The organism is Aeromonas sp. s1(2024) (genome assembly GCF_040908005.1).
Taxonomy (GTDB): Bacteria; Pseudomonadota; Gammaproteobacteria; order Enterobacterales; family Aeromonadaceae; genus Aeromonas; species Aeromonas caviae.
The window spans coordinates 14,229-29,664 of record NZ_JBFOCW010000001.1; the positions used below are offsets into that span (position 1 = coordinate 14,229).

The 15,436-nt window shown below is 65.4% G+C and carries 14 protein-coding genes; 7 read left to right on the forward strand and 7 right to left on the reverse strand.

Going from position 1 to position 15,436, the window contains the following annotated elements:
* Positions 1–53 precede the first annotated feature (53 nt).
* The 3 genes from AB5Y70_RS00080 to AB5Y70_RS00090 all read right to left on the reverse strand — a co-directional run bounded on the left by AB5Y70_RS00080 (position 54) and on the right by AB5Y70_RS00090 (position 3,701).
* Positions 54–1,691: a hypothetical protein gene (locus AB5Y70_RS00080; RefSeq protein WP_049635929.1), complete on the reverse strand. Its 1,638-nt coding sequence runs from the start codon at positions 1,689–1,691 to the stop codon at positions 54–56.
* Positions 1,692–1,833: 142 nt separating this feature from the next.
* Positions 1,834–2,298: a hypothetical protein gene (locus AB5Y70_RS00085; RefSeq protein WP_049635928.1), complete on the reverse strand. Its 465-nt coding sequence runs from the start codon at positions 2,296–2,298 to the stop codon at positions 1,834–1,836.
* Between the two features lie 29 nt (positions 2,299–2,327).
* Positions 2,328–3,701 carry a PLP-dependent aminotransferase family protein gene (locus AB5Y70_RS00090; RefSeq protein ID WP_049635927.1) on the reverse strand — a complete coding sequence of 458 codons (1,374 nt, stop codon included), beginning with the start codon at positions 3,699–3,701 and terminating at the stop codon, positions 2,328–2,330.
* A gap of 116 nt (positions 3,702–3,817) precedes the next feature.
* Between AB5Y70_RS00090 and AB5Y70_RS00095 the strand changes: the two genes are divergently transcribed.
* The 4 genes from AB5Y70_RS00095 to AB5Y70_RS00110 all read left to right on the forward strand — a co-directional run bounded on the left by AB5Y70_RS00095 (position 3,818) and on the right by AB5Y70_RS00110 (position 7,377).
* A complete protein-coding gene (locus AB5Y70_RS00095) occupies positions 3,818–4,414 on the forward strand; it encodes a LysE family translocator (RefSeq protein WP_039039402.1) in 597 nt (198 codons plus the stop codon).
* A gap of 102 nt (positions 4,415–4,516) precedes the next feature.
* A complete protein-coding gene (locus tag AB5Y70_RS00100; protein WP_010672906.1) occupies positions 4,517–5,107 on the forward strand; it encodes a LysE family translocator in 591 nt (196 codons plus the stop codon).
* Positions 5,108–5,242: 135 nt separating this feature from the next.
* Entirely contained in the window at positions 5,243–5,935 is a 693-nt protein-coding gene (locus AB5Y70_RS00105) for an aspartate/glutamate racemase family protein (RefSeq protein ID WP_043155387.1), read from the forward strand.
* A gap of 227 nt (positions 5,936–6,162) precedes the next feature.
* A complete protein-coding gene (locus tag AB5Y70_RS00110) occupies positions 6,163–7,377 on the forward strand; it encodes an aldose 1-epimerase family protein (protein ID WP_049635926.1) in 1,215 nt (404 codons plus the stop codon).
* A 60-nt stretch (positions 7,378–7,437) separates the two neighbouring features.
* Here the strand turns inward: AB5Y70_RS00110 and AB5Y70_RS00115 are convergent, their stop codons facing one another.
* The gene (locus AB5Y70_RS00115) at positions 7,438–9,228 is read right to left on the reverse strand and encodes a long-chain fatty acid--CoA ligase (protein WP_049635925.1); all 1,791 of its coding nucleotides are present in this window, start codon (positions 9,226–9,228) and stop codon (positions 7,438–7,440) included.
* A gap of 181 nt (positions 9,229–9,409) precedes the next feature.
* Between AB5Y70_RS00115 and AB5Y70_RS00120 the strand changes: the two genes are divergently transcribed.
* Entirely contained in the window at positions 9,410–9,952 is a 543-nt protein-coding gene (locus AB5Y70_RS00120) for a hypothetical protein (RefSeq protein WP_039039406.1), read from the forward strand.
* Positions 9,953–10,024: 72 nt separating this feature from the next.
* Here AB5Y70_RS00120 and rimI read toward each other — a convergent pair whose 3' ends face one another.
* Together rimI and AB5Y70_RS00130 are read right to left on the reverse strand one after the other, a co-directional pair.
* A complete protein-coding gene (rimI, locus tag AB5Y70_RS00125; RefSeq protein WP_029313700.1) occupies positions 10,025–10,474 on the reverse strand; it encodes a ribosomal protein S18-alanine N-acetyltransferase in 450 nt (149 codons plus the stop codon).
* A 74-nt stretch (positions 10,475–10,548) separates the two neighbouring features.
* Complete coding sequence (locus AB5Y70_RS00130; RefSeq protein WP_049635924.1) at positions 10,549–10,986, reverse strand: DNA polymerase III subunit psi; 438 nt, start codon at positions 10,984–10,986, stop codon at positions 10,549–10,551.
* Between the two features lie 216 nt (positions 10,987–11,202).
* Between AB5Y70_RS00130 and AB5Y70_RS00135 the strand changes: the two genes are divergently transcribed.
* On the forward strand, positions 11,203–12,816 hold the full coding sequence (locus tag AB5Y70_RS00135) for an ATPase RavA domain-containing protein (protein ID WP_049635923.1): 1,614 nt from the start codon (positions 11,203–11,205) through the stop codon (positions 12,814–12,816).
* 95 nt (positions 12,817–12,911) lie between these two features.
* Positions 12,912–14,366, forward strand: a complete 1,455-nt coding sequence (gene viaA, locus AB5Y70_RS00140; protein ID WP_041214545.1) for an ATPase RavA stimulator ViaA — start codon at positions 12,912–12,914, stop codon at positions 14,364–14,366.
* A gap of 12 nt (positions 14,367–14,378) precedes the next feature.
* On the opposite strand, the gene AB5Y70_RS00145 is transcribed toward viaA, so the two are convergent.
* Complete coding sequence (locus AB5Y70_RS00145; RefSeq protein WP_049635922.1) at positions 14,379–15,383, reverse strand: sensor domain-containing diguanylate cyclase; 1,005 nt, start codon at positions 15,381–15,383, stop codon at positions 14,379–14,381.
* Positions 15,384–15,436: the final 53 nt, after the last annotated feature.

Genomic DNA, 15,436 nt, shown 5'->3' on the forward strand with positions numbered 1-15,436 from the left:
CACCTGCCAGGGCGGCATGCACCTGCCAGGGCGGCATGCACCGCCCTGGATGGCTATAGGCCCTGATGGGGACCGAGGGGCGGCAGTTTGGGGGCCAGGTGAGATCTCACCTGTTGCAGGGTTTCCCGATAGGCGTTCCCATGGTGTTCCAGGAAGGCGGCACTGTGGTTGAGACGCTGCTCCAGCCTGTCCACCAGGCGGGCCACCGCCGGGGCCGCCATGCCAGCGGGCCAGCACTGGGTCAGCAATACCAGCAGTTGCCAGGCATCCCCCGCCTGGGCCGGGAATCGCTCCTGCAGGGTCAGAGCGCTCTGCACGGCGAGCTGGAGCTGACCCGTGGTCATGGCCCGTTGCCGCTCCTCGCGCAGCTGGGTCAGCTGCTGCTCCCGCTGCGCCAGTTGCCGCGCCAGATCGTCGACCACCTGCAAAATGAGCCCCTGCAACAGCGGGGTCTGTGCCACCGGCCCCTGATACTGGCCGAGCTGGGCCAGATAACGCTGGGCATGGTGGGGAAGCCCGCAGAACTGGCTGACGGCCACCCCGAGCAGCTGGTTGAGGTGATTGTCCCGCGCCGCCTCCGGCGGGTGCTTGGCCAGCAGCATCAAGGCGCCATCGAATCGATAATCCAGACCCAGCATCAGGGCGCGCAGCAGCCCCTCCTCGTGGGCACGCAGGGTCACGGCCTGCTGACCGAGCTCCTCCAGAGCCTGCTGCAGCCCATGAACTCTGGCCTCTCCCGGTGGATGCCAGAGCACCGCCAGGGTCGCATCCAGCAGGCAGCGTTCAACGGAGTGGCGAAACGTCTGTTTGGGGAAGTAGCGCAGGATGAAATCGCTGGCCTGCGCCAGCACCTGACCTTCATCCCTTCGCAGCAAGGCCAGCAAAATGGCCACCTGGCGCCACTGCGGCTGCCAGGGGCAGCGGTGCAGCAAGCCTGACAAGGTTTCCCAGGCCGGATCCCACTGCGCCTCGTGCAGTTGGCAGGCGAGAACCAGCGCCTGATGGATGACGGGGGGCAGTCGCTCCCGGTTGCGGGCCAGATCCTTGTGGGCGCTCTCCACCCGGTTCAGCCCGAGCAGAGCCTGGTTCAGTCCCTGGCGTGGCCACCAGGCATCGTGCTCCGTGGTGCAGATGGCGTAGTGCTGGGCGGCCTGCACCCGTTCCCCGGCTTGCAGCAGCATGTAGCCCTTTACCCTGTCCATCTGTGCTTCCAGCCCCTTGTGGCTGGCGTGCCGGTAAAGCAGATCCTCGCACTGGGCGCAGGCGCTGCGCCACTCCCTGAGCGCCATGGGGGTGGCCAGGGGGCGGGTCACCGTGGTCAGTGCCAGCAGCGCTTGCAGGCTGTGCGCCAGCTGCTCCGTGGTGAAGGGCACGGCCAGACGCAGGGCGAAATAGAGGTCGGAGGGGGGGAACTGGCCGGTGTCCTCGTCCTGCTCCAGCAGCAGGAGCACGCAGCCGGGCGCGAGCAGGCCCAGGTGGTGTGCTTCATGCAGCAGCCTGACTCCCTCGTGGGCCTGGTGGTGATACTGGCGGCAAAGAATGGCATCGAAGGCGTGCTGGCGCAGCAGGGCGGGCAGGCTTGCAATCTCTTTGCAGTGGAACAGCTCGGTGGGGGGCAGCCCCAGATCACTCAGTCCCTGGGTGAGGGTCGAGCCCATCATGGCATCGTCTTCGATGAGGAGGATCTGCATCTTTGACGCTCCTTCGCCGGTCGGGGGTGGCGAGGTTGGATTCAAAGTTAGCCTCCACTCTCCCGCGAGAGCCAGAGGGGGTCAATACCCCACCTGGGTCAGGGATGGCTCAGTGCCGGCCTTGGGCGGGGCAAAGATAGCATCACTGAAGGCCGGGCCCCCTGGCCGAGAAGGGGCAGTCCCGCTGGGGGACACGCAGCTCCCCGGCTCCCGCCTTTCCCTGCCAGGTGAGCTCGAGCTGGCCCAGGCGCCCGAGGCGGCGCAGCTCGAACTCGTAGCGCAGGCAGGGGTTGTCGGTGGGCAGCCGTGTCATCCCGGCGGGCAGCCGGTAGTCGTAGCGCAGCTGGGGGCCATCTTGCAGTCGGCTCTGCACGGGCACCAGCCCCTCCGCCGTCGGTGCGGGGGCCTTGAGATAGCGGCGCAGCGCCACCGGGGCGTCGATGGCTTTTTGATAGTGAAGGCCGTTCATGGCTGCCAACTCCTCCTCCAGCCGCGTCAGCTCCCCCTCCAGTCCGCTCAGGGCGGCGCCAAGCTGTTGATGGGCCGGGGAGGCGCAGCCTCCCAGCAGCAGGGTTGTGATCAGCAGGGCGGGACGGGCGGCAGACATGAAGGCTCCTCGGGTGCCAGGGTCAATGACTATAGCAGGGGATTGGTGGGCGGCGTGCCCCTCAGCAGCCCGGCGAGGCGCTCCAGCCCTTCGGCGACGCGGGCGTCGGTGGCGGGCTGGCTCAGGCTGAGGCGTACTCCCTGCGGGGCGGCAAACTGGCCGGCGGCGAAGTGTTCTCCGCTGGCGACCCCCACGTCAAGGGCGTTGGCGGCCTCCGCAAACTCCTGGCTGCGCCAGGGCTCGGGCAGCGGCAGCCAGGCGTGCATGGACCCCGCCTGCCAGCGCGCTCCCGGCAGCAGGTGGCGCAGTAGCTCACCCCGGCGCGCCAGGATTTTTCGCTGGTGTTCGATGAGCGGCATGATCTGGCGCTGGCTCACCAGCTTGCAGGCCAGTTCGATGAGCAGCGGACTCACCATCCAGCTCGACAGCCGCATCGCCTGGGCGAAGCCGTTGCGAAGGGCGGGAGGGGACAACACGAAGCCGACCCGCAGGCCGCCGCAGGCGATCTTGGCGAGACTGCCAAGGTAGATGACCCGCTCCGGTGCCAGGTTGACCAGGGGAGGGATCGCACTTTCGGGCAGCAGGCCGTTGACGTCATCCTCGACGATCAGCAGATCGTGGCGACGGGCGATGGCGACGATGGCGTCGCGCCGCGCCAGGCTCATGGTGGCCGTGGTGGGGTTTTGCAGGGTGGGGGTGAGGTAGAGCAGCTTGGCCCGGCGGGTACGGCACGCGGCATCCAGCGCCTCTGGCAGCAGTCCCTCCTCATCCATCGCCAGCCCCACCACCTGATTCTTGAGCTGGCGTGCATTACCCAGCATGCCGGGGTAGCTCAGTCCCTCGCAAAACAGGGTCTCTCCCACGCAGCCGGTGGCCAGCAGGGCCAGCATGATGCCGTGCTGGGCACCATGGCTGAACAGCAGGCGATCTTCGCTCGCCGTGATGCCCTGCTCGGCGAGCCAGTCGACGAACAGCTGGCGCTGTGCGGGGCGTCCGGCCTCCTTGTCATAACCGAGCAGGCCGTTGAGATCCCCCTGCGCCAGATCGGTGAGCAGGGGCCTGATGATGGCGCCCCTGTCCAGCTGGACCGGGAGGTTCTGCCACAACTCGATGCGCTGGCTGTCTTCATTGCGGATCACCCATTCGTTGGCGGGATCCGCCGCTCCCCTGACCCAGGTGCCGTGCCCGACCCGGGCCGCCAGCAGGCCCCGTCGCTCCGCCTCGGTGTAGGCGCGGGTGACGGTGCCCACGGTGACCCCCAGCTTGTCTGCCAGAGCCCTGTGGGTCGGCAGCCGGGTCTCGGGTGAGAGGGTGCCGGTGGCGATGGCCTGCTCGATGGCTTTGACCAGTTTGAGGTAGAGGGGCCCCTCGAAAGGGGTGAGGTCGGGCGTCCAGATTGTCATGGTGACAATAAATCCATTGATCCAAGATTGTCCGCAATATAGCGTGATTATCAGTCTTTACACAACCAACAAGCACACATTGTATCGGTACAATGTGGCGAGAAAGGAGTCTCCCCATGACCATCGAATGGTATGCCACCCTGTTTGGCTTCGCCCTGCTCACCTGCGGCACGCCCGGGCCGAACAACCTGATGTTGACGGCGTCCGGCGCCAACTTCGGCGTGCGGCGCACCCTGCCCCATCTCATCGGGGTGGCGGTGGGCCAGCCTGTGTTGCAACTGGTGCTGGCGCTCGGCTTCTATCCGCTGTTCGAGCGCTGGCCCCTGCTCAAGCTGAGCCTGCAGGTGCTGGGCAGCCTCTACCTGCTCTGGCTGGCGTGGCGCATCGCGGTGGCAGGCGCCCCCGGAGATCCCGCCAGCCGTGCCCGCCCCTTGACTCTGCTTGAAGGATTGGGCTTCCAGTTCCTCAATCCCAAGGCGTGGATGATGGGGATCTCGGCCATCAGTCTGTTCAGCCTGCCGGGGAGCGACTACTGGCCGAGCATGTGGGGCATCATGAGTGTCTTCCCCATGGCGGGGTTCCCGGTCTGCTTCGCCTGGGTGATGTTTGGCCATCAGCTCAGTCGCTGGATCAACTCGGACAAGGGGTGGCGTCGTCTCAACGGCAGCCTGGGTGCCTTGACCGCCCTGTGCGTGGTGATGCTCTGGTATTAACAGCGTCTTGATTATTCATGCAAAGAAAATGCATTGCTGACCTTGTCGTCAGGGCGTCGGCTCTGCATATTAGGAGGCTTGCCGTATCTGAACGAGGTTGAGATGGATCTGAACTGGTTGCTCCCCCTGGCGGGCTTTGCCCTTATCACCTGTGGCACGCCGGGCCCCAACAACATGCTGCTCACCAGTGCCGGGGCCGCCCAGGGGTTTCGCCGCTCCGTGCCTCTGCTGGTGGGGGTGGTGGGGGGCATCAACCTGATGATCCTGGCCACGGCCCTGGGGCTTGGGGTGGTGTTCGAGCGTCTGCCCCTGCTGCACGACGGCCTCAAGCTGGTGGGGTCGGCCTACCTGCTCTGGCTGGCCTGGAAGGTGGCCAACGCCAGTGGCCCGGCGGAGGGGAACCGGCCGCTCATCCCGGCCCATCAGGGGGCCATGCTGCAACTGCTCAATCCCAAGGCCTGGATGATGGCGCTCTCCGCCATCAGCGGCTTCACCCTGGCGGGGGAGGCTTACTGGCCGTCCGCAGGCTGGGTGCTCGGCATTTTCTTCGTGACCGGCCTCTATACCGGCGCCTTCTGGGTGCTGTTCGGTGCCCAGGTGCGCCGCCTCATCCGCACCGCCACCGGCTGGCGTCGTTTCAATCTGGGCATGGGGCTCGCCACGGCGGCCTGCGTGCTGATGATCTGGGTTTAGGCCTCGGCCTGAGCCTTTACCGGCTGTCTTGTTGGCCCTTCGGGGCCTTTTTTATTGCCGGGGCGGTGCGATCAAACGCGCCCCCTGAGGGATTGCAGCATTGGTTTGCACCATCGGGTTACATAAGGAGATCCCATGAAATGTATCGGTCTGCTGGGTGGCATGAGCTGGGAGTCCACCGTCAGCTATTACCAGGCCCTCAACCGGGGGGTACGCGAGCGGCTCGGCGGTCTGCACTCGGCGCGGGTGCTGCTGAGCAGCGTGGATTTTGCCGGGATAGAGCGGTTGCAGCACGCCGGTGACTGGCCCGCCACCGCCCGTCTGCTGGCGGCCGAGGCCAGGGCCATCCAGGCCGGTGGCGCCGATTTTCTGCTGATCGGGACCAACACCATGCACAAGGTGGCGCCGGAGATCGAGGCCGCCATCGACATTCCCCTGCTCCACATCGCCGATGCCACGGCCCATCGCCTCCAGGCCGACGGGGTGACCCGGGTAGGCTTGCTCGGCACCCGCTTCACCATGGAGCAGGATTTCTACAAGGGGCGGCTCCAGGAGCGCTTCGGGCTGGAGGTGCTGGTGCCTGATGACGCTGCACGGGAGCGGGTGCACCGCATCATCTATGACGAGCTCTGCCTCGGCGATATTCGCGAGTCGTCTCAGGCCGAGTATCTGGCCATCATCGCCGATCTGGCACAGACCGGTGCCCAGGCGGTGATCCTGGGTTGCACCGAGATCGCCCTGCTGGTGGGGGCGTGCCAGGCCGCCGTGCCTCTCTATGACACCACCGCCATCCACGCCGAAGCCGCGGTGACGCTGGCCCTTGCCTGATGTGGTGCGGGCGGGGTGAGGGGGCGCCCCTCTCGGCGCCCCGCCTGTTTTTTCCTCCTTTCATAACTGTGAGTCAGCCTTCATTTCAGCAGGGCTGAAGCCGTTTTTATTGTCAATCGGCTCACATTTCCTCTTTTTGTCTCTTGAGTCCGGGGCATCAGACGCCTAGTTTTCGATCACTGAAACGATTCAGCTTTCACAAAAACAAGAGACACGAGGATAAATCCATGTTGAAGAAACTCTCCATTGCCGTGCTGCTCGCCCTGGGCGCCACCGCGGGTCACGCCGCCGAATTTCTGCTGACCGACTCCCAGCAAGGGCTGGATGTGGGTGACTGGAAGATCACCAGCGAGAAGCTCGGTATCAAGAGCCCGGTTCCCTTCACCATCGAGAAGAAACGCCTGCACGGCGGCCGCCAGGAAGGGGTGGATCTGCTCATCGTCGACAACGGCGTCATGAAGATCACCCTGGTGCCGACCCGCGGCATGGGGATCAAGGAGGTCAAGGCGGCGGATCTGCGCCTCGGCTGGGATTCACCGGTCAAGGAGGTGGTCAATCCCGCCTTCATCGATCTCGAGAGCCGTGGCGGCCTCGGCTGGCTCGACGGCTTCAACGAGATGCTGGTGCGCTGCGGCTACGAGTGGACGGGTCATCCCGGGGTGGATGACGACGGCCGCCTCAAGAGCCTGCATGGCCGGGTGCAGAACATTCCCGCCTCCGTGGTCAGCGTGACCGTGGACGAAGAGCCGCCCTATGCCATCCACGTGCTGGGCCGGGTGGACGAGCGCACCTTCAAGATGAGCGAACTGGTCACCTGGACCCAGCTGAGCGTGGTGCCCGGTCAGGCGGAGTTTGCCCTGCAGGACAAGCTGACCAACCACGCGGACTACGAGAACGAGTACCAGATCATCTATCACGGCAACTTCGGGGCCCCCATTCTGGAGGAGGGAGCCAGGGTGAGCACGCCGGTGAAGCAGATCTCCCCGTTCAATGACTACGCCAAGGCCGGACTCAAGGGCTGGCAAACCTATCTGGGGCCCACCAAGGGCTTCGACGAGATGGTGTTCAACCTGGTGCCCTACAGCGACGCCGACGGCAATACCCTGGCAGTGCTGAACAACCGGGCCGGCAACGCCGGAGTGGCGGTGGGCTACAACACCAGACAGCTGCCGGTGCTGACCCTGTGGAAGAACACCGACACCCGGGCCCAGGGCTATGTGACCGGCATCGAACCCGGTACCAGCTATGCCTACAGCACCAAGTACCAGCGCCCGCTCGGGCTGGTCCCCAAGATCCAGCCGGGGGAGACCAAGACCTTCGATCTGACCTATCGCCTGCTGCAAAATGCCGACGAGGTGAAGCAGGCCCTGGCCCAGGTGGAGAAGATCCAGGGCGGTCGGGCCACCGAGCTGCGCGCGCAACCCCTGGTCAAGCTGCCATAAGGGAGAGACGCCCAGCAAAAAGCCGCTCCATGAGCGGCTTTTTCATATCAGGCCCGTCGATCAGACGTGGCTGTACATGGCTTCTATCTCGCGCTGGTACTTGGCCTCGATGATCTTGCGGCGCAGCTTCATGGTGGGGGTGATCTCCCCGAGCTCCATGGAGAAGGCGCTCGGCAGCAGGGTGAACTTCTTCACCTGCTCGAACTTGGCCAGCTCCTTTTGCAGATCCTGAATGCGAGCCTCGAAGAACTCCATCACTCGGGAGTGGCGCAGCAGCTCGGTCTTGCACTGGTACTGCAGGTTGATGGAGCGGGCGTACTCCTCCAGGGACTCGAAGCAGGGCACGATGAGCGCCGACACGAAGTGGCGGGCATCGGCGACGATGGCAATCTGCTCGATGAAGCGATCCTTGCCGAGGGTCCCTTCGACCAGTTGCGGCGCCACGTACTTGCCGTTGGAGGTCTTCATCAGCTCCTTCAAGCGCTCGGTGAAGTAGATGTTGCCCTCGTCATCCAGCTCGCCTGCATCGCCGGTGCGCAGGAAGCCATCCTCGGTCATCACCTCGGCGGTGGCCTCCGGCTTGTTGTAGTAGCCACGCATCACGGTGGGGGCGCGCACCAGCAGTTCGTTGTTCTCGCCGAGTCTCACCTCGATGCCGTTTAGCGCCGTGCCAATGGAGCCCAGCCTGAACTGGGTGTCTTCATAGCAGCAGACGGTGGCGGTGGTCTCGGTCATGCCGTAGCCGTACTTGAGGTTGAGCCCCATGGCCTGGAAGAAGAGATTCACCTCGTCCGCGAGACGGGCGCCCGCCACCGGCAGGAAGCGGGTGCGACCGCCGAAACGGGCGCGCAGATTGCGAAACACCAGGCGCTCGGCAAGCCAGAGCTGGCCATAGAGCAGGGGAGAGGCGGACTTGCCCGCCTGACGGGTGGCGACCATCTGTTTGCCCACCCGGGTGGCCCAGCCGAACAGGGCGCGGCGCAGGCGCGGCGCCTGGGCGACCTTGGCCTGGATCATGGCGTAGGCCTTCTCGTAGAGGCGGGGCACGGCGCACATCACGGTGGGCTTCACCTCGCCGATGACATCCATCACCTTCTGCGGGTCGCGAATGTAGACGTTCTCGGCGCCGCAATAGAGCACGTAGTAGCTCCAGGCTCGCTCGAACACATGGCTCAGCGGCAGCATGCAGAGGGAGACATCCTGCTCGCTGAGGTCGAGGCGAGCGTCATGCATCTCGAAGCAGGCGGCCATGTTGGCGAAATCGAGCATGACCCCCTTGGGTTCGCCCGTGGTGCCCGAGGTGTAGATGAGGGTCAGCAGGTCGTCCATGCGGTAGTGGCGCTCGCGCTCGCGCAGCACCAGCTCGCTGGGTTGGTGGTTGCCGGAGACGAGGAAGGTCTGGAAGTGGCTGGCCGAGGCGCAGCCGCGCAGATCGACGGTGCCGTCCAGGGCGACGATGTGGCTTATCTCGCCGCTGTCGATGAGGTGCAGCGCCTGATCGAACTGGGGCTGCTCCCCCACGAACAGCATCCTGATGCCGGCATCCTTGACGATGTAGCGCAGCTGATCGAGGGTGCTGGTGGGGTAGATGGGCACGCTGACGCCGCGGGCGGCCAGGATGCCGAGGTCGGCCTGGGTCCACTCGGGCATGTTGCGGGCATAGATGCCGACCATCTCGCCGGACTGGTGGCCCGCCCGGATCAGGCCCTGGGCGCAATAATCCATGGCCTGACCCAGGGTTCGCCAGCCGATGGCGCGCCACTGGCCATCCTGCTGGACGCGCAGGGCGGCCTTGTTGCCAAGGCGGGCAATACGCTCACGCATCACTCTAACCAGATGAAACTGCGACATCTCACGCATCCTCAAGTAACAGTTGTGCGCCCGCAGGGGCACCAAAATCGGGGCTGGAGTTTAAACTCTAACATTACAGCTTACAAGTGTGCGCCATTTGTCCTGGATCACAAAGTCGTCAACCAGATGAGAGTGAGGCATGATAGGGGGCAGGGATCGGATTCATTCAGGGAGTTGCACCATGAATATCGGGATCAAGAGCCTGTTCACCGGCGTGTTGCTGCTGTTGGCGGGGGCTGGCGCCCTCTGGTATTTGCTGGGGGGCGCGGGGGAGCAGGATAATCCCTGGCTGAGTGGCGCCGAGGGCTATGAGCAGGCGCAGCGGCTGGCGCTGAGGGAAGGATACCCCTTGCTCTACGTGATCGAGCGCGCCAAGTGCCGACGCTGCAAGGCGCTGAATACCAGGCTGTGGCGTGCCCCCGAGATGCAATCCGCCCTGGCGAAGTTGGTGAAGGTGCGACTCAACCCGGATGCGGGGGATGGCAGCGAGCACATTCTGCGCCGCTTCCCCCAGGTTGCGACGGCCCCTGGCATCTATGTCCAGCGACCGGGTGAGCCGCTTCGCCCCATCAAGATCGCGGTGGATATCGAACAGATCTGGATGCCCGGCGTCACCTATGGTCGCGGCTTCTTCATGCCCCTCTCGGGAGCCGCCTTCGAGGCCGTGCTGAGGGTGACCCTGAGCCTGGAAGACCCCTCCATCGACAACGCGCCCCTGCCCTGAGGGGGGAAGCGAAGCGGGGGAGTCAGGGAGGTCAGAGGGGGGCGCCCGCTGACGGCGGTCTGCTGCGGGTTGTCAGCCGAAGTCGAACAGACGGGACATCAGCACGGCATCCTCCCTCTCCTGCCCGGTGCCATAGTAGTCGGCGCGGCGGCAATATTCGGCAAACCCCTCGCTCTCGTAGAGGTTGATGGCGGTGCGGTTGCCGGCCCTGACCTCCAGGAACCAGGCCTCGGCCTTGCCGGCCTTGCTGCGGGCCAGGTACTCCCTGAGCAGCGCCCGCCCCAGCCCCTTGCCCTGAAAATCGGGATGCACGCAGATGTTCATCAGGGAGCTGTCTCCCGCCACCAGATCCGAGATGTAGAAACCGGCCGGTCGTCCGTCCACCAGCATCAGGCCGTTGAGATAGCGCGGCCCGAAGCAGGAGAGCAGGTTGGCCTGGCTCCAGGGCTCCTGGTGGGCGGCCTGCTCGATGGGGTAGATGGCTTCGAAGTCCGATTCGAGCAGGGGGCGAAAGTGGGGCAAGAGGTCAGACATGGTCACTCCGGACGGGATTCAGGCTTGCGATGGACACCATGGCCGTGCCATGGTCGTGAGCATCAAGGGGTGTGGCGCTGCCGGCACTGCTGCCAGAGGGCGCGCTTGTGCGCCCCATCGGGCTTGAGCGGGCAGACCAGGGCATCGGGCCAGCGAGGGTCCGGCGCCGTCAGCCAGAGCAGGGGCGAAGTGGCCCCCGCGGGCAGGGAAGGCATCTCGGACAGCAGGGAGACCTCGTCTGTGCCAAGGCCGAGCCAGCGGCAGATGTCCCCGAGCAGGGAGGGCGCGGGCAGCGTCTCGGCCAGCAGCCAGAGCTTGCCGGTCGGCAGAGGGGCAGTCTCCTGCGGGGCCAGCACCTCGTCGGCGGGCGTGTTTGCCGGCTGCGCGGCGCCGTCGGGGCTGGTGCCTCCCGCCAGGAGTCGGCCTCTTTGTTGCCAGAGGGGGATGCCCATGCGGGCCAGGATGCGCTGGCGCAGCGGGTCCAGCAGGGGATCTTGCATGGCGAAGGCTCACTCTTGATCTGCGTTGGGGTAAATAATGATGCGCAGAGTACACTCTCGCGGGATTTGCTGCACCCCGGACGTGCGCTTTTCGCCCTGTGGCGATGGCAAACGAGCGCCTCCCCGGGGGCAGAGATGACAGACAATGAGAGTGGAGCGGGGCCAGAGGCCGGACCCCGTCACCACGGATGACCTATCAGCTTCGGAACTGTGCCTATGCCGCCTTTAGCCCAGAATACTGTTCGTGCCACCCCCATTCATGAGCGCCTGCCACGGCTCCTTTCCGCCCTTGGCGAGGGACTGTATGAGCGCCAGGATGCCCTGCGGCTCGGCCTGCTGGCGGCCCTGAGTGGCGAGAGCGTCTTTCTGCTGGGCCCCCCGGGCATCGCCAAGAGCCTGATCGCGCGGCGCCTCAAGCTGGCGTTTCAGGATGCCCGCCATTTCGAATACCTGATGACCCGTTTCAGTACGCCGGAGGAGGTGTTCGGCCCCCTCTCCATCCAGGCGCTCAAGGAGGATGGCAAGTACCTGCGGTTGACCAGCGGCTACCTGCCGGAGGCCGAGGTGGTCTTCCTCGACGAGATCTGGAAGGCGGGCCCCGCCATCCTCAACACCCTGCTCACCGCCATCAACGAGCGGCAGTTTCGCAACGGCGACAGCCAGCACCCCATTCCCATGCGGCTGCTGGTCACCGCCTCGAACGAGCTGCCGGCCCCGGACAGCGGGCTGGAGGCGCTCTACGACCGCATGCTGGTGCGGGTCTGGATGGACAGGGTGCAGGAGAAATCCAACTTCCAGGCCATGCTGGCGAGCGATGGCCAGTCCCATCAGAACCTGACCCCCTCGGTGCAGATTCGGGGGGAAGAGTACGACGCCTGGCAGGATGCCATCGAGCAGGTGCGCCTGCCGGACGCCTGTTTCGAACTCATCTACCAGCTGCGCCAGCAGCTCGACAGTCTACTCGGGCACGGCTGCTATGTCTCGGATCGGCGCTGGAAGAAGGCGGTGCGGCTCATCAAGGCGAGCGCCTTCTTCAATGGCCGCGACGAGGTGGCTCCCCTGGATCTGCTGCTGTTCAAGGATTGCCTCTGGCACGACGAGGCTTCCCGCACCGCGCTGCTGGAGATGATCGGCGAGTTTTCCCGCCTCTACGGTTACCAGCAACTGGCGCTGACCCGGGAGCTGCTCTCCCTGCGCGAGCAGTTCAAGCAGTTGCAGGGGGCGGTCGCCCTGCGCATCGGCTGCAAGGCTGTCAAGCGCAAGCAGTGGTTCGGCCGCCGCGCCCGCGGCACCGAACTGCCGCTGGCCAACGCCAGGCCGTTCGGCAAGCTGGTGCACTTCCAGCTGCTCACCCCGGCGCCCCTGGATGGCAGTGATCCCGAACGCCTCACCGGCACCCTCACCTTCGATCGCACCTTGCTCTCTCACTGGCACCCCACCGGGGAGGCGCTGGTGGGCTGGCCCCTCGGCAACCCCAAGGAGGGGCACTACGAGCTGGTGCTGGACGAGCAGTTGCGGCTGCACGTGCTGGATATCCAGCGCCAGCCCGTGCCCTTGATGCTGGTGGAGCGCACCCCCATCCCCGAGGTGGTGATGGCCCCCTGGCTGTCGGCCCTGGACGACCTGACGGGCCAGGTGAACCGGGTGCTGCAAAACCTCAAGGGCCAGCGCAACCTGTTCGACCGTCACCAGCCCCATCTGTTCGTGGGGGACCACTGGCTGCGTCAGGTGGAGGACAGCTTCTTCGTGCTGAGCCGGGACCTTGAGCGGCTGGGGGCCGAGCTGCAGCAGTGGCGGGATCGTCTGCCTCTTCTCGATGCACAGGGGTGACGTCGCGCCTGACGTGGGATTGGTGAAATAAACAGGATGAAAAACATGTTTCGTCAGCATGATACTCCATCACATCTCAACGTCCGGGGTGGCCCATGCTAGAGATCGGCATGATGGACCTGGGGCTGCTCATGGGGGAGGGGGAGCTGGCGGGGGAGATGGCGCTGCTGCTTGCCTCCACCCCCAAGATCTCCGAGTTCCTCAAGCGCTCGCCCCTGCAGGGGAAGCTGCTCAGAAAGCGCATCCAAACCTGGAGCGAACAGCTTGGGGAGGAGATGCGTCACAAGCCGGTGCCGGTGGCCCTCGAGCGGGAATACCTGCTCTATCAGGCCCACCGGCAACTGCCCCTGCCGGAGCTGGTGGGGCGCCTGCCCGCCTTGCTGGAAGCCCTTGAGCAGCACAGCCCCTTTGCGGGGGATGCCCGCAGCCTGGTGCGCCAGATAGTGGCCCAGCCCACCGAGGGGCTGCGCCAGCTCTTCATCGAGAAGTGGCGTGCCAGCCTGGTGGGCAGCCTGTTGCAGTTGCAGCAGCAGATAGCGGAGGCGGAGCGGGAGAAGCAGCGCCAGGAGATAGAGGATCAACTGCTGGCCAACCGGACCCTGGCCGATGCCCTGGATCCGCACCAGATCTCCGCCGGGGGGCTCTGGGATCTGGCCCAGGGGAGCTGGCACAAGCGCAGCCTGGCGCTGGTGAAGCAGTACGCCCGCATGTTGCAGCAGGAGCCTCTGCTCGCGGAGATCGCCGCCCTGCTTGGGCGCAGCGAGCGGGAGCGGCGCAGCGAGGACAGGACGCTGCCGCCGGTACCTGTGCACGAGCTGGAGGAGGTGCAAAGTGACGATGTGCCCGACGATCTGGTGGGGGTGCACCCGGCCAGCGATCTGATGCGCCTCCTGCCGAGCGAGGCGGTGATGCTGGCGCTGCCGGAGCTGGAACTGGAGTTCTATCGCCGTTATCTGGAGCGGCGCCTGCTGAGCTACCAGTCGCGGGGCACCCTGCCGCGCCAGCGTCTGATGCTGCGCTCCCCCGAGCAGGGAGGGCAGGAGGTGCAGCCGCGTGGCCCTTTCATCGTCTGCGTCGATACGTCAGGTTCCATGGGGGGCTATCCGGAGGAGTGTGCCAAGGCGCTGTTTCTCGCCCTGCTCAAGGGGGCGATGGAGGAGAAGCGGGGCTGCTATCTGATGCTCTTCTCCACCGAGGTGGCGACCCTGGAGATCACCGCCGACACCGGGCTTGAGAAGGCGGAGCGCTTTCTCTCCATGAGTTTTCACGGGGGGACCGATCTGGTGCCCTGCCTGGAGCAGGCCCTGACCCAGCTCGAACAACCCGCCTTTGCCAAGGCCGACGTGCTGGTGATCTCCGACTTCATCGCCCAGAACCTGCCCCACGCCCTGCTCGAGCGGATGAACCGGCGACGGGCGCAGCAGACACGCTTCCATGCGGTCGCCATGTCCCGTCACGCCAAGGCGGCTATTTTGCGGGTGTTCGACAACAGCTGGCTGCTCGATTGCGGCCTGCGTGGACGCCTGCTGCGGCGCTGGCAGCGCCATTGAGGGTGCTCAGGCTCAGAGAGTGGGCCTGTGGTAGAGGCCCCGTTCGTTGACCTGCTCCTGATCCAGCAGCGGCTGACCGCTTGGCTGGGCAATATAAAAACCCCGCTTGCCGCTGCGCTTGACCCTGTACATGGCCTGATCCGCCCGGGCCAGTGCCGCGCCGAAATCGTCCTGGGGCCGGATGGCCGCAATTCCCATGCTCAGTCCCACCGAGGCGTCCCCGTTGGGCAGCTCGAAGGGGGTGGCGATGGCATCGATGCACTGGCGGGCGAGGTGGCTGGTGCGGGGATCGTCGCACGCCCAGGGCAGCAGCAGCACGAACTCGTCCCCGCCGATGCGCCCCAGCCGTACCTCCTCGGCGCAGCAGTGGCGAAGGCGCTGGGCAAGGGAGACCAGCAGTTCGTCACCTGCCCGGTGGCCCAGGTTGTCGTTCACCAGCTTGAAGTCATCGAGATCGATGAAACAGATGGCCTGGTACTCCCCGGGAAAGTGGCGGTGCAGCGCGGTGCGGTTGAACAGGCCGGTGAGGGGATCCCGGTGGGCAAGCTGAGCGAGCTGCTGCTCGTACTCCTTCTCGTGGGTGATGTCGATGTGGGTGCCCATCACCCGGACGGGGTTGCCCTGATCATCCCGCTCCACCACCCGGCCCCGGTCCAGCACCCAGGTGGTCTTGCCATCCTTGCCGATCATCCGGTGCATCGCCTGATAAAACGGGCTCTTGCCCTCCAGATGGTCGAAGAAGGCCTGCAGCACCTGCTCCCTGTCCTCCGGGTGCAGGTGGGCGCGCCAGACGTCGAAGTGGGCCGACAGCTCCTTGGGCTGGTAACCGAGCATGGAGCCCCAGCGGCGGTTGAAGATGATGAGTTTGCCGGTGGGCACATGGTTCTGCCAGATGCACAGGCCGGTGCCGTCCATAGCGGCGTCCAGCTTCTCCCGCGCGTCATCCGCGATGCGTTTGAGACGCTCGTTCTCCAGCAACAACCTGTCGTAAGCCTCCCTCAGCTCCTCGTAGGTCATTCCTCATCCCTTCCCCTGTTCGAAAGCATATATAGTCGATGCACTCTCTCCTT